The sequence below is a fragment of the Streptomyces sp. NBC_00090 genome, from assembly GCF_045160815.1.
GTDB lineage: Bacteria > Actinomycetota > Actinomycetes > Streptomycetales > Streptomycetaceae > Streptomyces.
In genome coordinates, this window is sequence record NZ_CP108224.1 from 822,350 (window position 1) to 842,295 (window position 19,946).

Annotated in this window: 24 protein-coding genes and 3 pseudogenes; 16 read left to right on the forward strand and 11 right to left on the reverse strand. The window is 70.5% G+C overall.

Annotation, left to right across the window (positions count from 1 at the left end; all coding sequences use genetic code 11):
* Positions 1-16 precede the first annotated feature (16 nt).
* The 6 genes from OG361_RS03615 to OG361_RS03640 all read left to right on the forward strand — a co-directional run bounded on the left by OG361_RS03615 (position 17) and on the right by OG361_RS03640 (position 4,347).
* Positions 17-1,117 carry an ATP-binding cassette domain-containing protein gene (locus OG361_RS03615; RefSeq protein WP_405851812.1) on the forward strand — a complete coding sequence of 367 codons (1,101 nt, stop codon included), beginning with the start codon at positions 17-19 and terminating at the stop codon, positions 1,115-1,117.
* Positions 1,114-2,031 (forward strand): ABC transporter permease, encoded by a 918-nt coding sequence (locus OG361_RS03620; RefSeq protein ID WP_405851813.1) that lies wholly within the window; start codon positions 1,114-1,116, stop codon positions 2,029-2,031. Before OG361_RS03615 ends, OG361_RS03620 begins: the two co-directional genes overlap by 4 nt.
* Before the next feature lie 148 nt (positions 2,032-2,179).
* On the forward strand, positions 2,180-2,788 hold the full coding sequence (locus OG361_RS03625; RefSeq protein ID WP_405851814.1) for a hypothetical protein: 609 nt from the start codon (positions 2,180-2,182) through the stop codon (positions 2,786-2,788).
* A gap of 160 nt (positions 2,789-2,948) precedes the next feature.
* The gene (locus OG361_RS03630) at positions 2,949-3,410 is read left to right on the forward strand and encodes a DUF6325 family protein (RefSeq protein WP_405851815.1); all 462 of its coding nucleotides are present in this window, start codon (positions 2,949-2,951) and stop codon (positions 3,408-3,410) included.
* Between the two features lie 41 nt (positions 3,411-3,451).
* The gene (locus OG361_RS03635) at positions 3,452-3,742 is read left to right on the forward strand and encodes an SHOCT domain-containing protein (protein WP_405851816.1); all 291 of its coding nucleotides are present in this window, start codon (positions 3,452-3,454) and stop codon (positions 3,740-3,742) included.
* Between the two features lie 167 nt (positions 3,743-3,909).
* Complete coding sequence (locus OG361_RS03640) at positions 3,910-4,347, forward strand: hypothetical protein (protein WP_405851817.1); 438 nt, start codon at positions 3,910-3,912, stop codon at positions 4,345-4,347.
* A gap of 45 nt (positions 4,348-4,392) precedes the next feature.
* Here OG361_RS03640 and OG361_RS03645 read toward each other — a convergent pair whose 3' ends face one another.
* The 7 genes from OG361_RS03645 to OG361_RS03675 form a co-directional block, all read right to left on the reverse strand.
* A complete protein-coding gene (locus OG361_RS03645) occupies positions 4,393-5,622 on the reverse strand; it encodes a DUF2254 family protein (protein WP_405851818.1) in 1,230 nt (409 codons plus the stop codon).
* Positions 5,619-5,741 (reverse strand): hypothetical protein, encoded by a 123-nt coding sequence (locus tag OG361_RS03650; protein WP_405851819.1) that lies wholly within the window; start codon positions 5,739-5,741, stop codon positions 5,619-5,621. The genes OG361_RS03645 and OG361_RS03650 overlap by 4 nt, the downstream gene beginning before the upstream one ends.
* Positions 5,742-5,889: 148 nt before the next feature.
* A complete protein-coding gene (locus OG361_RS03655; protein WP_405851821.1) occupies positions 5,890-7,164 on the reverse strand; it encodes a geranylgeranyl reductase family protein in 1,275 nt (424 codons plus the stop codon).
* Positions 7,165-7,371: 207 nt separating this feature from the next.
* A complete protein-coding gene (locus tag OG361_RS03660; protein ID WP_384559751.1) occupies positions 7,372-7,935 on the reverse strand; it encodes a dihydrofolate reductase family protein in 564 nt (187 codons plus the stop codon).
* Positions 7,936-8,106: 171 nt separating this feature from the next.
* Positions 8,107-9,228: a sensor histidine kinase gene (locus OG361_RS03665; RefSeq protein ID WP_405851822.1), complete on the reverse strand. Its 1,122-nt coding sequence runs from the start codon at positions 9,226-9,228 to the stop codon at positions 8,107-8,109.
* Complete coding sequence (locus OG361_RS03670) at positions 9,221-9,940, reverse strand: response regulator transcription factor (RefSeq protein WP_405851823.1); 720 nt, start codon at positions 9,938-9,940, stop codon at positions 9,221-9,223. The genes OG361_RS03665 and OG361_RS03670 overlap by 8 nt, the downstream gene beginning before the upstream one ends.
* A 141-nt stretch (positions 9,941-10,081) precedes the next feature.
* Positions 10,082-10,786 carry a VanZ family protein gene (locus tag OG361_RS03675; protein WP_405851824.1) on the reverse strand — a complete coding sequence of 235 codons (705 nt, stop codon included), beginning with the start codon at positions 10,784-10,786 and terminating at the stop codon, positions 10,082-10,084.
* A 410-nt stretch (positions 10,787-11,196) separates the two neighbouring features.
* Here OG361_RS03675 and OG361_RS03680 point away from each other — a divergent pair, with 410 nt between their 5' ends.
* The 5 genes and pseudogenes from OG361_RS03680 to OG361_RS03700 form a co-directional block, all read left to right on the forward strand.
* Positions 11,197-11,604 carry a YciI family protein gene (locus OG361_RS03680; RefSeq protein WP_405851825.1) on the forward strand — a complete coding sequence of 136 codons (408 nt, stop codon included), beginning with the start codon at positions 11,197-11,199 and terminating at the stop codon, positions 11,602-11,604.
* A gap of 8 nt (positions 11,605-11,612) precedes the next feature.
* Positions 11,613-12,797 (forward strand): RNA polymerase sigma factor, encoded by a 1,185-nt coding sequence (locus OG361_RS03685; protein WP_405862049.1) that lies wholly within the window; start codon positions 11,613-11,615, stop codon positions 12,795-12,797.
* Positions 12,798-13,018: 221 nt separating this feature from the next.
* Positions 13,019-13,357 carry a thioredoxin family protein gene (locus tag OG361_RS03690; RefSeq protein ID WP_405851826.1) on the forward strand — a complete coding sequence of 113 codons (339 nt, stop codon included), beginning with the start codon at positions 13,019-13,021 and terminating at the stop codon, positions 13,355-13,357.
* 407 nt (positions 13,358-13,764) lie between these two features.
* On the forward strand, positions 13,765-14,052 hold the full coding sequence (locus OG361_RS03695; protein ID WP_405851827.1) for a hypothetical protein: 288 nt from the start codon (positions 13,765-13,767) through the stop codon (positions 14,050-14,052).
* 116 nt (positions 14,053-14,168) lie between these two features.
* Positions 14,169-14,509: pseudogene (locus OG361_RS03700) on the forward strand (transposase); the annotation flags it as partial.
* Between the two features lie 342 nt (positions 14,510-14,851).
* Here OG361_RS03700 and OG361_RS03705 read toward each other — a convergent pair.
* From OG361_RS03705 to OG361_RS03715, 3 genes and pseudogenes are all read right to left on the reverse strand, one after another.
* A complete protein-coding gene (locus OG361_RS03705; RefSeq protein ID WP_405851828.1) occupies positions 14,852-15,007 on the reverse strand; it encodes a hypothetical protein in 156 nt (51 codons plus the stop codon).
* Between the two features lie 527 nt (positions 15,008-15,534).
* Positions 15,535-15,842: pseudogene (locus OG361_RS03710) on the reverse strand (transposase); the annotation flags it as partial.
* A 104-nt stretch (positions 15,843-15,946) separates the two neighbouring features.
* The gene (locus OG361_RS03715) at positions 15,947-16,168 is read right to left on the reverse strand and encodes a helix-turn-helix domain-containing protein (protein ID WP_405851829.1); all 222 of its coding nucleotides are present in this window, start codon (positions 16,166-16,168) and stop codon (positions 15,947-15,949) included.
* A gap of 617 nt (positions 16,169-16,785) precedes the next feature.
* On the opposite strand from OG361_RS03715, the gene OG361_RS03720 reads away from it, so the two are divergent.
* A complete protein-coding gene (locus OG361_RS03720) occupies positions 16,786-17,130 on the forward strand; it encodes a hypothetical protein (protein WP_405851830.1) in 345 nt (114 codons plus the stop codon).
* A gap of 59 nt (positions 17,131-17,189) precedes the next feature.
* Here the strand turns inward: OG361_RS03720 and OG361_RS03725 are convergent, their stop codons facing one another.
* Entirely contained in the window at positions 17,190-17,837 is a 648-nt protein-coding gene (locus OG361_RS03725; RefSeq protein ID WP_405862718.1) for a hypothetical protein, read from the reverse strand.
* 21 nt (positions 17,838-17,858) lie between these two features.
* On the opposite strand from OG361_RS03725, the pseudogene OG361_RS03730 reads away from it, so the two are divergent.
* The 4 genes and pseudogenes from OG361_RS03730 to OG361_RS03745 all read left to right on the forward strand — a co-directional run.
* A pseudogene (locus OG361_RS03730) lies at positions 17,859-18,335 on the forward strand (SDR family NAD(P)-dependent oxidoreductase); the annotation flags it as partial.
* A 121-nt stretch (positions 18,336-18,456) separates the two neighbouring features.
* Positions 18,457-18,777 (forward strand): hypothetical protein, encoded by a 321-nt coding sequence (locus OG361_RS03735; RefSeq protein WP_405862720.1) that lies wholly within the window; start codon positions 18,457-18,459, stop codon positions 18,775-18,777.
* Between the two features lie 86 nt (positions 18,778-18,863).
* Positions 18,864-19,238 carry an SDR family oxidoreductase gene (locus OG361_RS03740; protein WP_405862051.1) on the forward strand — a complete coding sequence of 125 codons (375 nt, stop codon included), beginning with the start codon at positions 18,864-18,866 and terminating at the stop codon, positions 19,236-19,238.
* Entirely contained in the window at positions 19,235-19,918 is a 684-nt protein-coding gene (locus tag OG361_RS03745) for an NUDIX domain-containing protein (protein ID WP_405851831.1), read from the forward strand. The genes OG361_RS03740 and OG361_RS03745 overlap by 4 nt, the downstream gene beginning before the upstream one ends.
* The last annotated feature ends 28 nt before the right edge of the window (positions 19,919-19,946 follow it).

Consider the following 19,946-nt stretch of genomic DNA (forward strand, 5'->3'; position numbering starts at 1 on the left):
GAGAGGACCGGACCCCATGCAGCTCCACGCCGGTGATGACGACCTCGTCCCAGCAGCCCTCACGACGGCCGCCGTCACCCGTCCACACGCCACCACACCCCCCACCGCCGAGCCCGTGTACGCCATCAGCACGCGCGGCCTGGTCAAGAGCTACCCGGGCCCACAGGGCACCACCACCCATGCCGTACGCGGCCTGGACCTGGACGTGCCGCAGGGCGAGACCTTCGCCTTCCTCGGCCCCAACGGCGCGGGGAAGTCCACCACCATCGCCCTGCTGTGCGCGCTGGCCCGCCCCACGGCCGGGCACGCCACGGTCGCCGGCGCCGACGTGCTCGCCCGACCCCACCAGGTACGGCGGCACGTCGGCATGCTCTTCCAGCACAGCACTCTCGATGCGGACCTCACCGCCGAACAGAACCTGCACATCCATGCGCGCCTCTACGGAATGCGCCGCCACGACGCCCGCCGACGCGCCGCGGAGGTACTCGAGACGGCCGGGCTGACCGACCGGCGGCGCTCCCCGGTACGCACCCTGTCGGGCGGCATGCGGCGGCGGCTGGAGATCGCCCGTGCCCTGCTGCACTCCCCCCGCGTGCTGTTCCTGGACGAGCCGACCACCGGACTCGACCCGCACGCCCGCGTACAGGTCTGGGAGCACCTGCGCGCGCTGCGCGACCGGCACGGCAGCACGCTCTTCGTCACGACCCACTACCTTGAGGAGGCGGAGAACTGCGATCGCATCGGCATCATCGACCGCGGCCGCCTCGTGGCACAGGGCACGCCGCTCGCGCTGAAGACCGCGATCGGAGACGACCGCGTCGTGCTGCGCACCAGCGACGACACGACAGCGCAACGGGTCGTGCGCGGCATCGCGCCGCCGGACCGCGCCATCACCGTGGACACCGACGGGATCTGCCTGCGGGTGCCGGACGGCAGCGCCTGGATTCCCCGCCTCTGCGCGGCGCTGGAACACCACGGCATCGCCGTCCGCACCGCTTCCGCGGCACCACCCACGCTCGACGACGTCTTCTTCCACCACACCGGCCGCAGCCTCCACGCCGCCAGGCCCGGCCACACACCGTCCGGCGCCACGGCAGAGGCGGGCGGCGGCCGATGACCACGAACATCCAGCGGACCCCGTACGCCCCTGGCACCTCAGATACCACTGGCGCCTCAGGCACCTCTGACACGTCTGGCACCTCAGGCACCTCTGGCGGCGAACGGACGGCCCGCCTGCGACACGAACTGCGCGCGATCCACGCCCTGATCTACCGCGACATGCTGCGACTGGCCGGCCAGCGGGCCCACACCGCGCTGATGCTGCTCCACCCCGTGCTCTACCTGCTCATCCTCGGGGGCGGGCTGGCCGCCCTCATCCCCCACTCCTCCCTGGGCGTCGGCTACCAGACCTATCTCTTCCCGGGCATGCTGATGATGACGGTGCAGACACCGGCCATCATGGTCGGCATCCGTCTGATCACCGACCGGCAGAGCGGCTACCTGCGAGAACTCCTCATGGCTCCCGTCAGCCGCTCGACCCTCCTCCTGGGGAACTGCGCCGGCGGCACCCTGACCGCCACGGCCCAGGGCGCCGTACTGCTCGGCCTCGCCGGTGCGGTGGGCCTGCCCTACGACCCGCTCCTCCTCGCCATGCTCCTCGCCGGCATGGTCCTGGCCTCCTTCACCATCACCGCCCTGGCACTGGCCCTGGCCGTGACCCTCCGCAGAGCCGAGACGTTCCACACGCTCCTCGGCCTGGTGATGATGCCGCTGCTGTTCCTCTCCGGCGGCTTCTTCCCCCTGGACACCCTGCCCGGCTGGGCCCGCACACTCGCCAACGCCAACCCCCTCGCCTACGCGGTGGACCTCCTCCGCCGCTGCATCACCCACCGCGTACCCGGCCGGCAAGCGACCCCCGGGATCGAATGGGCCGGCTGGCAACCCCCGCTCCCCCTCGAAGCCGCCCTCCTCCTCACGAGCGGCGCCGTCGCCCTGCTGTGGGCCGCACGACGCTTCAACCGCCCGGAATGACAGACACCGACCGTCCGTACGGGACGCCACGGCGGACCTCCGTCTCCGCCGCACGGCGGAGACGGACGATGCCTGCGAACGATGCCCGGGAGCAGGGCTGTTGGGGACGATCGGGTGGTACCCGGACGACCCCCGATCGGAGCTCCTCATGTTGGACAAGGCCCTGCGTGCCACCGCCCTGCTCGCCCTCGTGGCCGCCGTCGCCGCGCCCGTCGCCGTCGCCGCGCCCGCCCCCGCGCTCCTCACCGTCGCGGCGCCCGCGTCGGGGGCCGTCACCGTCTCCTCCCTCAAGGGCGACGCTCGCATGGACTACCCCGTCGCGGACCAGGAGGTACGGGTGTCCGTCGACGCCCACTCCACCTACACCGTGGGCAGCATCCCGCAGCACTCCTGGGGCACCTTCCGTATCTCGCACTTCCAGGACGGCGAGCTCTACTGGGGCGAGTTCAAGGTCGACTGCCTCACCACCGGCGGCCCCACCGCCACCGTCACCGGCCGGCTGGTCCGCACCAGCCCCGGCCACCCCTGGCTCACCATGCTGGAGCCGCGCACCCGCATGGGCGTGAGCTTCCTCGTCCCGGAGCGGGGCGAGGCCCGCATCGGGCTGTCGGGAGCCACGAAGAAGGGCGAGCCGTCACTCACCAAGTGCATGGCACCCGCCGCCGCCGCGAAGGTCGTCGACGGCGGGTACACCCTGCGTGACCGCGGCCGGCAGGACGTGTCTCCGGCACCTCGCGCCGACCGGTCGGTCCGCTGACCCCGGGACTTCTCGAAGGCGCCCCTCCGTAAAGGTGCGAAGCGTTCAGGCTGCTGCTGCAATGGTGAGGAAAGCACCGTCGGACCTTGCCTTCCACGAACACGACGGCGGGCAAGGCCGACGCTGTCACGTCATCCCGAGCAGGGTGTGTGGAGTGGTCATGAGCGATGATTTCGAAGACATGGGACCGATCGACTATCTGGTTGTCGAGTTCCCGGGCAGCCGTATGACGGGCGAAGGCCTCCCACTGCTCCTCGACCTGGTCGACAAGGGCATCATCCGCATCCTCGACCTCCTGTTCGTGCGGAAGGACATGGACGGCAGCGTCGTCGTCGTGGAGTTGAAGGATCTGGACGGCGACGGTGAACTCGACCTGACCGTGTTCGAGGGCGCTTCGTCCGGGATCCTGGGCGAGGACGACGCCGTCGAGGCCGGCGCGGCACTGCAGCCCGGCAGCTCGGCCGGGATCCTGGTGTACGAGAACGTCTGGGCCGCTCCCTTCGCACGCGCTCTGCGGCGCGGCGGCGCCCAAATGGTGGCCGGAGGACGCATCCCCGTACAAGCCCTCCTGGCCTCGCTCGACGCCGTGGAGACCGCGACGGGCGGCAGTGACGCCGCCTGAGAGGGACAGATCCACTCGCGCAGAGGCAAGGAGAAACCGTCATGCCAGGACTTCTTCGAGGGATAGCGCGCACCGCAGTGGTGGCCGGGACGGCGACCACCGTCTCCAACCGCGTCTCTCGACGTCAGGCGGGGCGCTGGGCCGAGCAGAACCCGGCGCCGCCCCAGCAGGCACCCGCACCCGTCGCGGCTCCGGCACCTGCGCCCGCCGCACCGGTCGACGACATGAGCAGCAAGATCGCCCAGCTCAAGGAGCTCGGCGAGCTCAAGGAGCAGGGCATCCTCACCGAGGACGAGTTCGCGGCTCAGAAGAGCCGGATCCTCGGCTCGTGACCGTTACTCCTCCCGTCGTCGGCGGGCGGCGGATCGACCCGGCCGGCGGCGGGCGGTCTCCATGAGAATGAGCCGCAGAGCCACGGTCCCATGAGCCGCAGAGCCACGTGCCCATGAGCCGCAGGGAGGGGCCGTCCGGGGGATCATCCGTATCCAAGGAGAGCTCCATGACAAGCAACATGAGCGGAACCCGGCACGGCGGGCCGACGCAGAGCCCCGCCGGGAGCGGCACGACCGTCGGAGGATGGGTGGTCTTCGCCGCAGTCCTCATGATCTTCGTAGGGCTGATGACCCTGTTCCAGGGGATCGCCGGCATCGCCAAGGACGACATATTCGTCACCACCCGCAATTACGTGTACCAGTTCAGCCTGACCGGTTGGGGCTGGGTCCACCTGATCCTGGGCATCATCATGGTGCTCGCGGGCATCGCCCTGTTCAAGGGCGCCCTGTGGGCGCGGATGATCGGCGTCGCGCTGGCGAGTCTGGGCCTGATCGCGAACTTCATGTGGCTGCCCTACTACCCGTTCTGGGCGATGCTCCTGATCGCGATCGACGTCATCGTCATCTGGGCGCTGTGCGCTGCTCCTCGCCTGTCGAAGACGTGACCAGCCGATTCTTCCCTGCGGGTGCCGATCCCAGCGGCCCTGCCGTCATCGCCCGTCGCGGTGCTCGGCAGGGCCGCCGGCATCGCCCGCCGCTTCCCGCCACAGGGTGGGGAAGCCGCTCGCGAGTCCTTCCTCGACCCAGGCCAGTCGGCGGGTGAGGAGCTCCCGGCGGTGAGGGGGGCTCTGGGACATCAGGTGCTTCACCAAGGTCCGCAGGCGGGTGAGGACCATCGGCGCGTTCCCGGCGGCCGCGATGACGTCGTCGACGCCGGTGCGCAGGAAGTCCTCCCAGTCCGGCAACTCGACCACGATGCGCACCACACCGTCGGGGTCGGTGAGCCGCAGGGGTCGGCCGGAATGGGTGGCAACGGGCCCGGTGAGCAGGTCCTCCAGGTGGTCCAGCGCCTGGACCGCGGTGGCGGGGTCGTTGATCGCCTTGGACAGGGCCCTAAGCGCGATGTCGGCCAGCAGCCGGAAGGCGAGCAGGGGGTCCTGCTCGAAGGTCCGCTCGGATCCGGTGATCAGTCCGTCCAGGACCGCCGCCGCGGGCAGCTGTGCGCCGTGCACGTCGGCGACGGCGGCCCCGTGGGGCAGCGTGGCGCCCGGGACGGCGTGCAGGACGATGACCGCGTTCGCTGCCCGGGCGGTGGTGAGCAGCTGCTCCGCGTCGACCTCTTGGAGTACGGCGAAGGGTTTGGGCCAGGTGACCGTCGAGCTCAGCGGGGGAAGCGGGTCGGACGTCACCTGGCCGCCGCTTCTCGAGTACAGGCTCTCGAGGATGCGGCGGCCACGGTCGCTGACCGACTGAAGGACCGGCGCGAGCTGGACGGAGGTGAAGGCCGTCACCTGCAGCCTCCGCAGCAGGCCGAGCAGCGTGAGCAGCAGAAGCCCGGTGAGGACCGGCACGGTCAGCGACACCTGGTCGCCCGAGCCGATGGCCAGGGCTGCCGTACCGCAGAAAAGAGCAAGGCCGACGGCGAAGGCGAAGCTCCGCCAGACGATCGGGGCCTCGCGGAACAGCGTCAACCGCGGCGAGAAGGTGGTGTGGGCCCACTGCACCACCAGGATCAGCAACGAGAAGATCACCGCGATGGCGCCGAGCACGCCGAAGCCCAGCGCCACCAGCATGTCGATCACCAGTCGCGCCGAAACCTGCGGTCCTCGGTCGATGCCCGGCAGGGCGAGCCCCAGAGCCACTCCGACGAGGGCGAACAGCAGCTGGGTGGATCCGGCCCGAAAGCCGCGACTGCGTCGCAGTGCGGATCCGCGCATCATGTGGCAGCGCCCGTCCTCGGGACCCGGCGGCCGTGGCCGGGGCGCCGTCCGGCGGCCGGCCCGGGCACCCCGCCCTCGACGCCCTCGACGCCCAGGGCGGGCGGCAGTGCAGTCAGCATGGAGGAATTCTCGCGCAATGCCCGGCAGGGCGCCTGATCTGCGAGCGCGCCCGGCGCGCCGTCAGGTGCCCCGCCTCCCCCGAGCAGCCGAACGACGGCGCGACAGTCTCGCCGCGGGCGGCGGAGGGGGAAGGCGGCGGACGGATGGTCAGGCTGCCGGGACCGCCCGCTGAATGGCGGTGATGACGCGGTCGAGAGCGTCGCTGCTGTGCGGGTCGGTGAGGTTGGACCACAGTTTGAAGATGAAGCGTTGGAGGACGGGCCGGTGGAGGCTCTTCGTGGCGACGACCTTCATGACACGGGGGTGGTTGAGGGCGTGGACGACGAGGCGTCCCACGGTGAAGTAGCGGCCGTAGGCCGCGCGGATCGCGTCGGGGTAGGCGAGCAGGGCTTCCTCGCGCATGCGCGCGGTGGGTTGCTTGAGCGCGTGGGTGATGGTGTCGGCGGCCAGGCGGCCGGACTCCATCGCGTAGTCGATGCCTTCGCCGCTGAGCGGGTTGATCATTCCTCCGGCGTCGCCGGTCAGGAACAGGCCGCGGGTGTACTGGGGGCGCCGGTTCAGGCCCGCGGGCAGCGGCGCGCCGCGCAGCGGGGTGGTGGCATGGGCTTCGTCGAAGGGCCAGGCCGGGGACAGTCGCTCGGTCCATTCCCTGAAGAGCTGGCGGTGGTCGAGCTCGGGTTTGCGTCCGATGTGGAAGGTGCCCAGACCGACGTTGAAGGAGCCGTTGCCGACGGGGAAGACCCAGCCGTAGCCGAACGGCATGTAGGTCCGCCCGCGCGGGTCGCGGGTTTCGAGGTCGAGCCAGGCCTCCAGGTGGTCCTGGGCGCGGTGCGGCGCCGTGTAGTAGCGGCGCACGGCCACGCCCATGGGCCGGTCCCTGCGCTGATGGAGGCCGAGTGCGACGGCCAGGCGGCTCGACGCGCCGTCGGCGGCGACCACCAGCGGCGCCCGGTAGGTGCGAGGGGCGCCGTCCCGCTGGGCGACCACGCCGCTGACGCGGCCGGTGGTCGCGTCGATGACCGGGCCGGTGACCTTGGTTCCCTCCAGGAGGTGTGCGCCGGCCGCCACGGCCTTGCGGGCGAGCAGATGGTCGAAGTCCATCCGGCTGCGTACGAGTCCGAAGTCGGGGAAGGACGCCACGTCGGGCCAGGGCATCTCCACCGTGGTGCCGGAGCCGTGCACCCTCAGGCCCTGGGTTCTGACCCAGCCCTCCCCGTCGATGTCGACTCCCATGTCGACGAGTTGTTTCACGGCACGCGGAGTGAGGCCGTCTCCGCAGACCTTGTCCCGGGGGAAGGTCGCCTTCTCCAGGAGCAGGACGTCGTGGCCCGCCAGCGCCAGGTGGTGGGCCGCGGTGCAGCCGGCGGGGCCGGCGCCGACGACGATGACGTCCGCCGAGTCGCGACGGGGAGACAGGTCCATGAGATCTTCCTCTGCTGCGGTCGGCACGAGGTGCGGGGAACGGCTCCCGATGTGTACCCACCGCAGACGGGCCTGATCACCCGTGAGCGCAAGGTTTGCCTGGAAGCGGCGCACATGGCCGCGGATCGGGGGCGGTCGGGGAGCTGGGGCGTGTGTCGAAAGTCCCGCCTGCCCTTCGGGCGGACGGCGCTACTTTCGACACGCCCCCTAGCGCGCCACGCGGTAGCGGAGGTAGACGACTTTCGAGCTGAAGGTGCGGGTCTCGACGAGTTCGAGATCCACCCGGCGCTCGTGCCGGGGAAAGAACGGAATGCCGCCGCCGACCAGCACCGGGTAGACCATGACCTGGTACTCGTCGATCAGCCCCGACGCGGCCGCCTCGGCGGCGAGGGTGGCGCCGCCGATCGCGATGTCGCCCTCCCCCGGCTCGGCTCGCAACCGCTCGATCTCCTCCGCCAGGCCGCCGGAGGCCAGGCGGGCATTGCCCTGCACCGCCGACAAGGTGGTGGAGAACACCACCTTCGGGAGCGGCTTCCAGAGCGAGGTCCACTCACGCATCGCGTCGTCGAGCGAGGGATCCTGGTCGGCCGTCTCCCAGTACAGCATCGTCTCGTACAGCCGTCGTCCCAACAGGTGAACGCCGACCTCGCGGATCTCGTCGATCCAGAAGCGAAAGACCTTCTCGTCGGGCACCGTCCAGTCGAAGCCGCCGTCCGGCCCGACGATGTAGCCGTCGAGTGAGACGCTCATCGAATAGGTCACGCTGCGCATCAGAAGTCCTCCTCGGTGACGGCTTCGACAGTACGACCGCCGGACGCCGCAGGACTCGTCGCGGCTCGCGGAATCCCCTGGGCCAAAGCGGTTCATTCTGCCCATGGCCGGGCCGGCGTGCCCCGGCGGCGTGCCGGAGAGTCCGGCAGAAGCGGCCGTCGGACACCCCCCCTAGTGGGCCCCCCTCGGGTGCGATGCCGACGTCGGCGTGCCGGGAAGTCGGACCGTGACGAGGAGACCGCCGTCGGGGCGGGGGACGAGGTCGAGGGTCCCTTCGTGGGCGCGGACGATGCTGTGCACGATGGCCAGGCCGAGGCCGACGCCGGCATGCTCGTCGGTGCGTACGCGTTCCGTTCCGCGCTGGAAGGGTTCGGTGAGGGTCGGGACCAGTTCCGGCGGGAGCCGACGTCCCGTGTTCTCGACCCGCAGCACACTCGTGTCGCCGTGCGCCTCGGTGTGGACCGTCACGGTGCCGTCGACGGGGAGGTTGTGGACGATGGCGTTCTGGACGAGGTTCGTCACCATCCGCAGCAGGAGCTCCGCGGAGCCGCTGGTCCGGGCTGCCCCGCCGGTGACGTCGCCGGTGACGTCGAGCGTGATCCGGCGCTGTTCGGCGAGGGGAAGCAGCGTTTCGGCGGCTTCTTCGGCGATGAGGGAGAGGTCGACGCTCTCGCGGGTGAAGGTTCCGCGGTCGCCGCGGCTGAGCAGCAGGAGGGCTTCGGTGAGGTCGATCGCCCGCGTATTGACGGCGTGCAGGCGTTCGATGAGTTCGCTCCGGTCCCGTGTGGGGGCCTTGCGGGCGACGTCGAGGAGCGTCCGCGAGATCGCCAGCGGGGTGCGCAGTTCGTGGGAGGCGTTCGCGGCGAACCTCTGCTGCTCGGCGACGTGGGACTCGAGTTGTTCGAGCATCGAGTCGAACGCGTCGGAGAGTTCACGGAATTCGTCCTGGCGGCCCTTCATGCGGATCCGGTGGGACAGCGACCCGTTCCCGGCCGTCCGTGCCGCATCCGTGATCTGTGTGAGTGGTGCGAGCATCCGGCCGGCGAGGATCCATCCCCCGACGAGGCCGAACACGAGCAGGAAGACCATCGCCACGGCCGCGGCGGGGGCGAAGGTGCGCACAAGGAGGTAGCGGTTGGGCGAGATCCCGAGCAGACCCTGGGAGGTGTCGGGTACGTAGCGCAGCAGGAAGACCCACACCACGGCCAGGAGGAGAGCGCCGGCGACGGCGAGGAACCCGGCGTAGCTGAGGGTGAGTTTCAGCCGGACGCTGATCCCGGGGCGTCTACGCATGCGTACTGCCGGGGCGGGTGGTGTCGGGGCCGGCGTCGGTGGCGGTGTCGGGGCCGGCGTCGATGCGGTAGCCGACGCCGGGCGCCGTGGCGATGATCCATGGTTCGCCGAGCCGTTTGCGCAGTGCGGAGACGGTGATGCGCACGGCGTTGGTGAGGGGGTCGGCGTTCTCGTCCCAGGCCCGTTCCAGCAGCTCCTCGGCGCTGACGACCCCGCCCTCTGCGGCGACGAGGACTTCCAGCACGGCGAACTGTTTGCGGGTGAGCGCGACGTAGCGTCCGTCGCGGAAGACCTCCCGGCGGAAGGGGTCGAGCCGCAGGCCCGCGATCTCGCGGACCGGCGGCCGGGCGTACGCGCGTCTGCGGTCGAGCGCCCTCAGCCGCAGGACGAGCTCCCGCAGCTCGAACGGTTTGGTGAGGTAGTCGTCGGCACCGAGCCCGAACCCGGAGGCCTTGTCGTCGATCCGGTCGGCGGCGGTGAGCATGAGGATCGGGATGCCGCTGCCGGAGGCGACGATGCGCCGCGCGACCTCGTCGCCGGAGGGGCCGGGGATGTCGCGGTCGAGGACCGCGAGGTCGTAGGAGTTGACGCTGAGCAGCTCCAGGGCCGAGTCGCCGTCGCCGGCGATGTCGGCGGCGATCGCCTCCAGCCGCAGACCGTCACGGACGGCTTCGGCAAGGTAGGGCTCGTCCTCCACGATCAGTACGCGCATTCCTGAAGCGTAAGCAGCACGACATATCGCCGACGTATACAAAAACAAGTGCAGGGACGGTTGCGAAGACGGGTGCAAAGACGTGCGAAGACGTGCGAAGACGTGTGCGAGTCGTGGCACACGGGACACGGGACAGGCGACTCAGCCCGCCGGTGCCGGCGCGGGCCGAGGCCGGTCCGACGGCGTTTCCGCCGTAGTGCGCCACCAGCGGCGCGACGCCAGCGCGGCCAGTACGGCGCCGGCGGCGTTGACCAGTACGTCGTCCACGGAGGACACCCGGTCCAGCCGCAGGCCGTACTGTGCGGTTTCGACCAGGACCGAGCAGCCCGCACCGAGCGCCAGGATCCGCGGCAGGGACGCCAGCGCCGCGAACCGCATCGGGGCGAAGAACCCCAGCGCCGCGAAGATCAGCAGGTTGCCGACGATCCCGCCCGGCCCCATCGTGAGCAGGTCCCGCAGCGGTAGCAGGCTCACCACGCCGGGGACGGTGCCGGCCCCGGCGCCCGGCATCATGGTCATCCACAGGAACGGCACCGTCCCGTAGGCCATGCCCACCTCGGCCAGCGACATCCGCCACGCCGATGCGACGCCGGAGGCACGCCGTCGGCGTGCCAGAGCCCACACCGCCAGCGCGGGCAGCGGCAGCGCGACCAACGTCATGAGCACCACACCGTTGAACGTATCGAAGCAGCCGTGCCACCGCCCGGCCATGCACATCGGAGCGGACATCATCAGCGGCCGCCGCACGACGTACACGGCGCTCACCGCGCCGAGGACCGCCAGGCCGAGGAGCACGATCCTGTGCGTGCGGCGCGGCGGTGCTGACAGGGATGTGTTGTGGTCCATGCCCCCATTGGAGGTGGACGGCTGTTGTGGTGGCGTATGCGGTTCTCGATACGCCCGCGATACGCGAGATCCCCGGCATCAGCTGTGGACCCGGACACCGCGGGACGGCTCACCCAGGCTCCTCCACTAGGGCGTGTGTCGAAAGTAGCGCCGTCTGCCCGAAGGGCAGGCCCGGCGGTGTCCGGTGCGTGCGATCGCAAGGCGGAGGGTCGCCCCGATACTGGATGTATCGGGGCGATCCCGACAACGCGGCGAGCGTGCGTGCCGGGCGCCGCCGGGCAGGCGGGACTTTCGACACACGCCCTAGAGCCGAAAAGAAATCGGACGGCGATGTCGAGAACCCGCGTCCGGCTCCGTCCCCGGGGTGAACGCGACCACAATGGGTCGCACGAGCACCGAGGAGAACCACGATGGCCAAGTACCTGCTGCTGAAGCACTACCGCGGCGCCCCGGCCGCGGTCAACGACGTACCGATGGACCAGTGGAGCCCGGAGGAGATCTCGGCGCACATGCAGTACATGAACGACTTCGCGGCCCGGCTGGAGAAGACAGGCGAGTTCGTCGACGGTCAGGCGCTCGCCCCCGAGGGAGCGTGGGTCCGCTACGACGGTGAGGGGCGCCCGCCGGTCACCGACGGACCGTTCGCGGAGACCAAGGACCTCATCGCCGGCTGGATGATCATCGACGTCGACAGTTACGAGCGCGCCGTCGAGCTGGCCGGGGAGCTGTCGGCCGCCCCTGGGGCGGGCGGCAAGCCGATCCACGAGTGGCTGGAGGTGCGCCCGTTCCTGGCCGCGCCGCCCACCATCACGGAGTGACGTCGCCGATGGACGAGGTCCTGCTCAGGAGCCTCACGCCGAGCGTCCTCACCGTCCTCGTCCGCCGCGGAGCCGACTTCGCGGCGGCCGAGGACGCCGTGCAGGACGCTCTGGTCGAGGCGCTCCGGGTCTGGCCGGACGCCCCTTCCCCAGGCTCTCGGCCTCACACGAGCAGGGAAGACCCCATTCGGGACGCCAAGGGCTGGCTGGTCACCGTGGCCTGGCGCAAGTTCCTCGACGCGACGCGCGCCGACGCCGCCCGCCGCCGGCGTGAGGACCGGGTCGAGGAGGAGCCGGCGCCCGGGCCGGCGCCCGCGGTGGACGACACGCTCCAGCTCTACTTCCTGTGCGCCCACCCGTCGCTGACCCCGGCATCGGCGGTCGCGCTCACGCTGCGCGCCGTCGGCGGGCTGACCACCCGCCAGATCGCCGAGGCCTACCTGGTGCCCGAGGCGACCATGGCGCAGCGCATCAGCCGGGCCAAGCGCACCGTCTCCGGCGTGCGCTTCGACCGGCCCGGCGACGTCGCCACCGTGCTGCGCGTCCTCTACCTCGTCTTCAACGAGGGCTACTCCGGCGACGTCGACCTCGCCGCCGAGGCCATCCGGCTCACCCGGCAGCTCGCGGCCGCGATCGACCACCCCGAGGTGGCCGGGCTGCTCGCCCTCATGCTGCTCCACCACGCCCGGCGGGCCGCCCGGACCGCGCCCGACGGCAGCCTGGTGCCGCTCGCCGAGCAGGACCGCGGCCGGTGGGACACCGCGTTGATCACCGAGGGCGTCGGCATCCTCCAGACGGCCCTCGCCCGCGACCGGCTGGGCGAGTTCCAGGCCCAGGCCGCCATCGCGGCACTCCACGCCGACGCGCCCACCGCCGAGGAGACCGACTGGGTGCAGATCGTCGAGTGGTACGACGAGCTCACACGCCTGACCGACAACCCGGTCGTCCGGCTGAACCGCGCGGTCGCCGTCGGGGAGGCCGACGGACCGCGCGCCGGCCTGGCGGCGCTCGCGACGCTGGACGCCTCACTGCCCCGCCACGCCGCGGTGGCGGCGTACCTCCACGAACGCGACGGCGACCTGGCGACGGCGGCGCGGCTGTACGCCGAGGCGGCCCACAAGGCACCCAACCTCGCCGAGCGCGACCACCTGACACGCCAGGCCGCCCGCCTCAACACCCGCCGACATCAGTGACCGGTCGGGGGCGTCTTCGTTCACCACGGTCCGTTTCCAGTTCGCCACAAGGGCGAAGGGTCGAAGGATCGCCCTGCTTCGCGTCCGCCAGGGGCAGGTCGGGGGCCGCGCACTCCCCCAGGAAGGGGACGAGGAGACGACCCGTGCCGCCGGGCCGGCCTGCCGCACCGCGCGGGGGATGATGGGGGGTGGAACGACGGAACACGAGGTCAGGAGCTTCCATGGCGAAGCGGGTTCACCAACCCCGTGAGGACGCGGAATTCGATTTCATCCTCAGGATGAGCGAAGTCCCGGTCCTCGCATACTTCACCGGGACATGGCCCAAGGCAATCGAGCCCTGCCGGGCGATGGATCTTGTCGTGGGTGGCATCGCCGACGAGTACACGGGCCGCCTGACGGCCGTCCGCACCGACATCACGCGCTGCCCGGCCGCGACCGAGCGATACGGGATCACCGGAGCCCCGTCCTACGTCCTGCTGAAGGAGGGAGAGGCGGTGGCACACGGGACGGGGCCCATGACCACCGCCGAGGTGCGGGAGTTCCTGGCCGGCCACCTCTGAGCGACCGCCGCGGCGCTACGGCCGTCCTTGTGGCGCAGGGAGCGGTACAGCATCGCCACCCGTCGCGCGCTCCACGGGGGTCGGAGAGCATGGCGGACGGGTGTAACAAGCCGGGGTGTCAGGGGTTCTCCCTGGCCAATCGGCGATAGGCAATGGGGACTCGTCGCGCTGCTCGACAGTGAGCGTGTCGTCGACGACTCCGTCGAGACGCCGATCCGGCCCCGCGCAGCGGAGAACCTCCCGGCTGCCCGGACGACTTGCTGTTCCGCCGAGTCTCTCCGGCTCAACTCCTGCGATGTCGCCATGAGGGTGCCGAACGCAAACAGGCTGACGTGTCGACCCGCCTAGGTGCTGTCCGACCGGCCATGACGAGCGTGAACTCTACGACGTGCGCGAAAGGGGGCAGGGTGGAGGACGTTCTCGAGACCCTCGCCGTGCCGCTGCCCGAGGGCGGCGTCCACGTCTACCGGCTGTGGACGGTGGGTTCGTGGTCCGACCGGGACGACCCCATCGCCGTCTACAACCCTGACGGGCCGCCCGTACCGCCGCCCCTCTTGACCGATCAGGAGAAGACGTGGCTCCTGGAAGGGCGCCGCAGGCAGGGTCTCGAAACGGTCGGACTGGTTGCGCTGGAGGACGGACGAATCGAGCGCGACCCCGATCCCCCACCGTCGAAGCGATGTTCGCCGGCCTGAGGAGCAGGAAGTACCTGCTTCTCCAGCGGCTGACCGACCGCTTCGAGGCCGACTGGTACATCCAGGTCCCGCTCCGTGAGGACGAGACCTACGAGGTGGAGCACCACATGGGCACCTCGGAGCTCATGCCCCTCCTCGATGCCATCCCGCCCGTCCGGGGCAGGCCCGGCCTGCCACGCCGCAAGCCCAGTCCGTGTTCGCCGACCGCGGCTACGACCACGACATCTACCGTGACCAGGTCCGGGCCCGCCGGATCATCCCCGCCATCGCCCGACGCGGCACGCCCCAAGGCAGCGGGCTGGGCATCAACCGATGGGTCGTCGAGCGCACGTTCGCCTGGCTTCACGGCTTCAAACGAATCCGTGTCCGATGGGAACGACGAGCCGACATCCACGAAGCCTTCCTCAAGCTCCCCTGCTGCCTGATCGCCCACCGCCAAGTGCTGTCGCTTACCTGACCGGCCTCCGCATATGCCGGGCGGCGGGCCCAGCAGACTGATCGCATGAACCGCGATGACCTGGAAGCCGTACTCGATCGAGACGACAGCACTTTGGCACGTGTCGCCCTGGCCGAACTTCAGGGAGGCGCGGACTTTGAGGTCTTCCGAAGCCAAAGCTCCTCCGCGCGCCTGCTCTGGGCCATCTGGTCCGCCCGGCACCAGAACTTGCTCGACGACGGAGCCGCCCCTTGGCCCGGACTGGCCGAAGCCGTCGGCAGACTCCGTGCCGAGGGAACTGACCGGATCGCCCGGCGGGCCGGCTGCTGCCACGACGACCCGTGCCGCTTCAGAGGTCGCTTCTTATGGCTGCGGTGAGGGCTGGGGGGCCTTGGGGAAGCCCAACTCGTCCAGCACCGCGCTGAACAGGTCCTCCGCGAAGGTCTCCCGCGCACGCAGCAGCTCCTCGATCCGAGATTGCTGCGCCGAGGTCTGGACGCCAGCCGCCGAAGCCCACATGAGAGCGCCTCCAGCGTCGGCCGGCACCTCCGTATCGAGCTCCGCGCTTGCGTCTCACGGCCGCGTCGAACTCAGGGGTGTCCACCCACAGGCTCACGTCGTCCAGGTCCTCCGGCTCCTCGACTAGGAGTGCCGCGGCGTCGTCCAGGTTGAGCCACGCCTGCCAACGCTGCCCGTTGCCGGCCAGGCCGGTCACGAGCGCAATGCTGCTGTCGGAGACGTCTGCGACGCAAACCGGTGCACCAGTCCATTCGACCAAGGCAAGTAGGTAGTCGTCCTCCCAGATTCCTTGATCCAGCTGTAGGGTCTGCCAGCCACCCGGCCGCGGCCACCACGCATGGACGGCCTCCTTCAGCCCTTGATCGATGGTGTCGAACAGGGGTGCTTCCAGCAGCGGACGCTCGCTACAAGCAAAGACCAGATGGCCCGAAAATCCCACGGAACCTCCTCGTTGAAGACGAGCGCACCCTACGGGCTGCCACCGACAACACAAGCGTTGGCTGACCCCCACTCCCCAGCCGGCCGGCTCATCCATCAAGTCGGCGGTAGCCGATCAGGACCGCAGCTATGCCGACGAAGGCGAGGAAGTGCTCCGCCTTGCATTCGTATCGGCGGTGGAGTCTCCGGCAGCCTGCCAGCCAGGACACGGTTCTCTCGACTACCCAGCGATGTCGGCCCAGCCGCTGTGAGGACTCGACGCCCCTACTGGCAACGTGGTGGTGGATGCCGCGCCGGCGGAGCCATCGCCGCAGGTGGTCATAGTCGTACCCTTGTCCGCGTGCAGTTTCGCCGGCCGCCGACGCCGAGGTCCGCGGCGGGACCGGATGGCCGGGATGCCGCGCGTCTTCACCCGGGCCAGCGTCCATCGCCGGTCCGGCCAGCCATGGGCGAGCGGTCCGCGCTCCAACTCCCGCTTCAGCATGACCACTTGCGATTCACTCAGTCTTGGGCGCCCCGCGATCCTTTCGAGCGGACCCCGGACGCTCCCGCCTCCCACCCCTGCCGACGCCACCGCTCCACCGACCGCTCCGACACCCGCAGCGCGGCCGCGATCTCCCGGTTCTCCTCCCCGCCCTCGAAACGTTCCACGGCCTGCAGCCGGATCCGCTCCCGTGCGGCCCTCCCGGCGTCGGTCAACCCGCCGCCCTGCGCGTATCTCACGGTCCAGGGCGAACGGAGCTGGCCAGGAGTTGTCAGGCGAACAGCTCCGACATCACCCAATCAAGTTCAGTAGTACTGCAATGGTCGGCCACCCCGGCCCGGAACCTCCACGCGATCCCATCCCGTTGGGCATGATCCGGTCGTCCACCCTGGCGCGGCGCGGATCATGCTCGCGGCCTGCGCGCCTGCCATGGGAATTCCGGAAACACGCGGGCAACCCGACGGAAACCTACCCCGCACGCATGTTTTGCGACAGTGCGGCAAGAAATGGCTGGCAGCAAGCTCTAAGCTTGACGCGTTCCCTGTGTTTACGTGAACATAGCTTTCGTCGTTCGCCGACGAAAGGACCACCGTGCACCAGCGTACAAACCAGCCTCGATCACCTTCCTCACCTGCACATGTTCCCTCGGCTACGGAAATCGCCGCCCGCTCCCGATCTTCTGTTCGACGCCTCTCCGGTATCGCTTCTCATCGTCGGAACACCGACCGGGAATCGGCTGTCCGGCGCTGCCACCCCGAAGACTGACCGGATTTCCGACGCGCCAGCCAGCGCCTTGGCATGACCGGCAAGCCGCGCAGGCAACAATTCCCGCACTCTCGCGCGAGCTCTCCCGCACATGCTCGTCGATTCACCCTCCCTTAAATCCTTCCTGGCGGCGAACCACTCACTCCATCCATATCTGGGGATTCCCTTGCCCATATGGCACGTCAACACGACACTCAGGGGCGGCGGGGGCTCTGAGGTATTGCATGCGCTCGTTCGGCACAGCAAGAATTCCGAAACCGAGCATCGACGCTTCGTGACCGATTCCGCCCCAGTCGTCTTCAACGCCGCCAATCGCTTACATCTCCGCATCCACGGAGTGGATCGCTGCGGACTTCCCAACCCCGACGAACACATGACCTATCTCGCCTTCGCCGAACGCAATGCGGCACGGCTTCCGGAACGAACCGTCCGGTGAGCGCCCCCGAGATCTCCGAGATCCTGGCATGGGCCGGACTGGGCGACGGGTCCGGCGGGTCACGACGACCGGGCTTCGACGTGTTCTCGGACGGCCCGGTCCACGACGGTCCCGTCCTCCTTCAAGTCTCCCGACGGGATCCGCTGAAGGACACGGCCGGCGTCCCGCGGGCGTTCGTCCGCTCCGCCCTTCCCGACCGCGCACAGCTTGTGCTGTGCGGACCCGCGCCGTCCGGCGTGGCCGGCGACCCCGAAGCGGGCGCGGTGCTCGACGAGGTGATCGCGCTGCGCCACGAACTGCCGCCCCGTCTGCGGCGACGCGTCCACCCGCTGTGCACACCGCTCGCGGACGACCACGGCAACAGCCTCCTCGTGAACGCCCCGCAGCGCCGCGCCGACATCGTCGTCCAACGGTCGGTCCAGGAGGCTTTCGGGCTGACCGCCACCGAGACGCTGTTCAAGGCGCGGCCCGTCGGCGGGATCCCCCGCCAGATCACCTCCGGACAGACCGGACTGCCGCTGAAGAACCCTGGCGACGGCGAGGAGTTCACCGGCCTCGTCGGGTCGCTCCTCGACGACCGGGAGACCGCCGCGCACCTCGGCCGCGCGGCCCGGAAGACGGCCCAGGCCGCATTCACCGTGGGCCGCGAGGCGGCCGACAACGGCCGGATCGTACGCGCGTTCCGCCGAGACATCGTGAGAACCCACCCCGTGCAGGAGCCCTACCCCATGCCGGACTCCGCGCCCCACGAACCCGGACCCGTCTGGGTCGTCGGTGCGAGCTCCGGTTTCGGGTTCGCCCTTGCCCAGGACCTCGCCCAGGACCTCGCCCGGGCTGGACGGGCCGTGACCGGGCTGGCCCGGTCGGAGCCGCCCCTCGGCGCGGAGTCCGCGTACGGCCGCGCCGACGTCACGGACCCCGCCGGCTTCGACCAGGCCATGGACGCACTGCTCGACGCCCACGGGGCCCCGAGCGGGCTCGTCTACTGCCCGCCGAACACCGCCACCGTCGGCCGCTCGCGGGAGCTCGACACCGCCGACCTGCAGGACCTGTTCGAGGTCACGTATCTCGGCTTCGTCCGCGCGGTACGCCGAGCCGTGCCCGCCATGATCGAGGCGGGGCGCGGAAGCATCGTCCTGGTGGGCCCGCGCGCCGCCCGGATCCCGATGGAGACCCTCGCGGGCTACGCCTCCGCCAATGCCGCGGCCGGACAACTGGCTGGCCGTCGAAGTGCCCGCCCCGAACCTCGACCCCGCGCCCACACCCACGCCTGCGCCCGCGTCCACTCCCACACCCACACCCACACCCACACGAAAGGCCCTCACTGTGCACCCCCGCCTGCAACCCGTCGACCCGTCCGAGGCCGGCCGCGTCGACCTCGCGCAGCACGGCGCCGCGCCCCCGGTCGACGCCACGATCGAACGCCTCGGCGCCGGCGACACCCTCGCCCTGGACGCCACCGGATGCGAGGTCTTCGGCTACCTGGTCAGCGGCTCCGCGATGCTGACGGCCTCCGGCACGACGCACTCCGTCGCCGCGGAGACCGGCGTCGCCCTCACCCTGGGCGAATCCGCGCTGCTGACGGCCGAGAGCCCGTGCGCGTTCCTGCGGGTGCGCTCGGCCGTGGAAGGCGTGGCCGCGCCGTGATCATCACACCGACGCGCCGCGCGGACGACCCACACGCAAACGACCCACACGCGGCCGACGCCTGGGGGTCGCTGGCCCGTAAGGGCATGCTGTCGTCGGAGGTCCAGGTGGTCGACGTGACCGTCCTCGACCCCGGCGGCCAGGGCCCCTTCCTGGCGTCGCAGGCCGCGATCGACGGACTGGTGCGCGCCCCGGCAGTGGAACTCGCCGCCGTCGCACCGATGAACGCGGTGGCCCCGGGGATCGTCCCCACGGACAAGCTCCGCGAGGACTTCCAGCGGCAGGCCGCGCAACACGGCGAGTCCCTCTCGGAGTTCGAGGCGCGCACCCGGCTGCGCATCCCCACCGGCGTCTTCCAGGATCCCTCGGCGATCGCCGCCGCCGTGGCCTTCCTGCTCAGTCCTGCGGCCGTACACATCACGGGTCAGGTACTCGCGGTGGACAGGGGGATGAACTCATGACACGACGCACCGGCGGCACCGTCGTCTACACGAATCCGTGGATGCGCCTGCTGCAGGACACCATCGTGCACGCCTCGGGCGTGCCCGGACTGTACGCCTACGTCGACAAGCCCGACTTCGCGCTGATCGTCCCGCGCAGCGCGACCGGCTTCTGGCTCGTCGAGGAGTTCCGCTACCCGGTGGGCGGGCGGCGTTGGTCCTTCCCCCAGGGCAGCTGGCCGGAAGGCGGCTCAGGGGACGCCACCGCGCTCGCCCGCGCCGAACTCGCCGAGGAGACCGGACTGTCGGCGGGCCGCCTGCACCCGCTCGGACGACTGGAGATCGCCCCCGGGATGTCCAACCAGGGGATGCACGTCTTCGTCGCCGAGGAACTCGTGCCGGGCACCCCGCATCGCGAGGCCACCGAGTCGGACATGGTCCACCGGCATTTCACCGTCGACGAGTTCCGCGCTCTCGTCGCCGCCGGCGGGCTCGTGGACGCCGCCAGCCTGGCGGCCCTCGCGCTCTACCAGAACTGGCGCGCCGCCTCCGGCACGTACGGCGGAGGCACATACGGCGGAGCCGCGTACGGCGGAGGCGCGAACGGCAGCGCCACGGACAGCAGCGGCCCGCTCGGCAGCCTCACGGACAGCAACGACACGTCCGGCAGAGCCGCGGGCAACGGAGGCACGGACGCGTGACACCGATGACCGCGCCGACCAAGGTCAT

Coding starts and splice junctions, on each gene's coding strand:
- OG361_RS03615 (WP_405851812.1), top strand. CDS start 17: ATGCAGCTCCACGCCGGTGATGACGACCTCGTCCCAGCAGCCCTCACG.
- OG361_RS03620 (WP_405851813.1), top strand. CDS start 1,114: ATGACCACGAACATCCAGCGGACCCCGTACGCCCCTGGCACCTCAGAT.
- OG361_RS03625 (WP_405851814.1), top strand. CDS start 2,180: ATGTTGGACAAGGCCCTGCGTGCCACCGCCCTGCTCGCCCTCGTGGCC.
- OG361_RS03630 (WP_405851815.1), top strand. CDS start 2,949: ATGAGCGATGATTTCGAAGACATGGGACCGATCGACTATCTGGTTGTC.
- OG361_RS03635 (WP_405851816.1), top strand. CDS start 3,452: ATGCCAGGACTTCTTCGAGGGATAGCGCGCACCGCAGTGGTGGCCGGG.
- OG361_RS03640 (WP_405851817.1), top strand. CDS start 3,910: ATGACAAGCAACATGAGCGGAACCCGGCACGGCGGGCCGACGCAGAGC.
- OG361_RS03645 (WP_405851818.1), bottom strand. CDS start 5,622: ATGATGCGCGGATCCGCACTGCGACGCAGTCGCGGCTTTCGGGCCGGA.
- OG361_RS03650 (WP_405851819.1), bottom strand. CDS start 5,741: ATGCTGACTGCACTGCCGCCCGCCCTGGGCGTCGAGGGCGTCGAGGGC.
- OG361_RS03655 (WP_405851821.1), bottom strand. CDS start 7,164: ATGGACCTGTCTCCCCGTCGCGACTCGGCGGACGTCATCGTCGTCGGC.
- OG361_RS03660 (WP_384559751.1), bottom strand. CDS start 7,935: ATGCGCAGCGTGACCTATTCGATGAGCGTCTCACTCGACGGCTACATC.
- OG361_RS03665 (WP_405851822.1), bottom strand. CDS start 9,228: ATGCGTAGACGCCCCGGGATCAGCGTCCGGCTGAAACTCACCCTCAGC.
- OG361_RS03670 (WP_405851823.1), bottom strand. CDS start 9,940: ATGCGCGTACTGATCGTGGAGGACGAGCCCTACCTTGCCGAAGCCGTC.
- OG361_RS03675 (WP_405851824.1), bottom strand. CDS start 10,786: ATGGACCACAACACATCCCTGTCAGCACCGCCGCGCCGCACGCACAGG.
- OG361_RS03680 (WP_405851825.1), top strand. CDS start 11,197: ATGGCCAAGTACCTGCTGCTGAAGCACTACCGCGGCGCCCCGGCCGCG.
- OG361_RS03685 (WP_405862049.1), top strand. CDS start 11,613: ATGGACGAGGTCCTGCTCAGGAGCCTCACGCCGAGCGTCCTCACCGTC.
- OG361_RS03690 (WP_405851826.1), top strand. CDS start 13,019: ATGGCGAAGCGGGTTCACCAACCCCGTGAGGACGCGGAATTCGATTTC.
- OG361_RS03705 (WP_405851828.1), bottom strand. CDS start 15,007: ATGTGGGCTTCGGCGGCTGGCGTCCAGACCTCGGCGCAGCAATCTCGG.
- OG361_RS03720 (WP_405851830.1), top strand. CDS start 16,786: ATGCTCGTCGATTCACCCTCCCTTAAATCCTTCCTGGCGGCGAACCAC.
- OG361_RS03740 (WP_405862051.1), top strand. CDS start 18,864: ATGCTGTCGTCGGAGGTCCAGGTGGTCGACGTGACCGTCCTCGACCCC.
- OG361_RS03745 (WP_405851831.1), top strand. CDS start 19,235: ATGACACGACGCACCGGCGGCACCGTCGTCTACACGAATCCGTGGATG.